The organism is Actinocrinis sp., from assembly GCF_035650855.1.
Lineage (GTDB): Bacteria > Actinomycetota > Actinomycetes > Streptomycetales > Catenulisporaceae > Actinocrinis.
Map to the genome: position 1 here is coordinate 1 of NZ_DASRGV010000392.1, position 2,300 is coordinate 2,300.

A 2,300-nucleotide genomic window follows, 5' to 3' on the forward strand; every position below is an offset into this window, starting at 1 on the left:
GCCCGGTGCCGTGCGTTCCCAACCCTGAGCGGGGAGCGCCCGTCACCGGACGTGAGCCGAAGGACGGCCCTGGCGACGACGTCGGATTGAGCCTCCGGCTGTGCGGACACGTGGATAGTAGGGCCGTGGCGGGTGACCGTCGCGGCCCTCTTCGTTTCCGTGTCCGAGTCGCAACATCGCCGCTGAGCTTGACCGATTAATGCGGCACGGCTCGTTACGCGCCGTGGATGCGTGGTTCTCCATGGTCAGGCATGCATGGGCGTTGTCAGTGCCAGGCGCGACCATAGAGACATGGACCGTCCGTCACCGCCGCCGCCGCTGAGGCGCCAAGCGCCGTCGGTGCTGCACGTGGACATGGACGCGTTCTACGCGGCGGTAGAGCAGCAGCACAAGCCCAGCCTGCGCGGTAAACCGGTGATCGTGGGCGGCGTAGGGCTGCGCGGCGTGGTTTCCACGGCCAGTTACGAAGCGCGGGTGTTCGGAGTGCGATCCGCGATTCCTACGGCGCTCGCGCGGCGCCTGTGCCCCAATGCGGCATACCTGTACCCGCGCTTTCCGGCGTACCACGCGGTGAGCACCGTGGTCATGCAGACGCTTCGCGAGCTCTCCCCGCTGGTGGAGCCGGTCAGCCTGGACGAGGCGTTCGTGGATCTGGCCGCGATGGAGGGCGGCGCGCCGGAAAACGCCGAGCAGGTGCGCCAGGTCGCCGAAGCGCTTCGGGCCCGGATCACGCAGCGAACCGGGCTTACCGCATCGGTCGGCGGCGGTACCTCAAAGCTCATCGCGAAGGTCGCCTCCGACGCCGAGAAGCCCGACGGCTGCGTCATCGTCCCGGCCGGCGGCGAACTGGGGTGGCTCGACCCGCTACCGGTGCGCGCGCTGTGGGGCGTCGGCCCGGCCACCGCCGACCGGCTGCGCAAGATCGGCGTCGGCACGGTCGCCGAGCTGAGGGTGCTGACGGAAGCCGACCTGGTCGGACTGCTCGGCGTGGCGTGGGGCGGCATGCTGTTCCGGCTCGCCCGAGGCATGGACGCGCGCACCGTGGAACCGGAGCGGCCCACCAAGTCCATCAGCGCCGAGGACACCTACCCGCACGACCTGGCCGACCGGGCGGCGATGCGCACGGCGGTCACCGAACTGGCCGAGCGCGTGGTCCGCCGGCTGCGCTCCTCAGGCCACACCGGCCGCACGGTCACCGTGAAGGCACGCGGGCACGACTTCACGACAGTCACCCGCTCGGAGACTTTCGGCGCGCCGACCGACGACGAGCGCTTGGTCACGGAGGCCGCGATCAGGCTGCTCGACGACGCGGTACCGGCCGCGACGGTGTCCTCGACGGGCATCCGGCTGCTGGGCGTGGGCATGTCGGGACTGGCGGATTACGCACAGGGCGACCTCGTAGCGGAGTTGGCTCGGGTCGAACGCGAGCTTGCGGCTGTGGAAGCGGAAGCGCAGGCGGCAGCCGAGTCCGCTGCGGAGAACGGCGAGCTTGGTGACGAGGCCTCAGATGCCTTAGCCGAAGACGAAGGCGGAGCTTCCGCGGACGCCTCGGCTGTTCCGGCGGTGACCCTGTTCGGCCCGGTCCCGGTCGACAGCACGGCGCGCCGATGGCTGGCTGGGCAGGACGTGCGGCACGCACTGCGCGGGCAGGGATGGGTGCAAGGCGCGGGTGTCGGCCGGGTGACCATTCGCTTCGAGGGACCGGGGACCGAACCCGGCCGCATCGGCACTTTCCGCGCGGACGATCCCGACCTCGAACCGCTCGACGCCGCCGACGTGGCCCACGAGGCGCTGCGGCTGTTGCAGCAGGTTGAGAGCACGGCTGTGCGGCCCGAATAACCTCCCGTGCCACAGCACTAGCATGGCCTAACCTGATCACGCAGCACGTGGTGGACACCGCGGTGCCGGCGTTGAAGAGTCGCAGTCGAAGAATCGCAGTAGAAGAGCCACCGTCGAAGAGTCACAGCCGTCGAATTGAGGCCCGCCGTGGTTACCGACCGCACAAATCCCCGAAGCTCGGTGCGGACCGCAGTCGTGTGGGATGTGGTGCGGTCGGCCCTGGAAACGATCAAGCGGGAGACTGCCCCATCCCAGGCAGCTCGGCCTGGCGAGGTCATCGGCGGCACGGTCCCGCTCGACGTCGTCGACGTCGGCGGCGGCACCGGAGGGTTCGCCGTCGCGCTGGCCCGTCTCGGCCACCGGGTCACCGTGGTCGATCCGAGCCCTGACGCCCTGGCCGCGCTGGAGCGCCGGGCCGCCGAGGCCGGGGTGTCCGGCTCGGTGCGGGCCGCGCAAGGCGA

Annotated in this window: 2 protein-coding genes; both read left to right on the plus strand. The window is 70.6% G+C overall.

The features are described from left to right. Nucleotides 1–291: 291 nt before the first annotated feature. The gene (locus VFB40_RS27565) at nt 292–1,839 is read left to right on the plus strand and encodes a DNA polymerase IV (protein ID WP_324855807.1); all 1,548 of its coding nucleotides are present in this window, start codon (nt 292–294) and stop codon (nt 1,837–1,839) included. A gap of 180 nt (nt 1,840–2,019) precedes the next feature. Next, nucleotides 2,020–2,300: methyltransferase domain-containing protein (locus VFB40_RS27570; protein WP_324855809.1), on the plus strand; the 281-nt coding region annotated here is incomplete at its 3' end.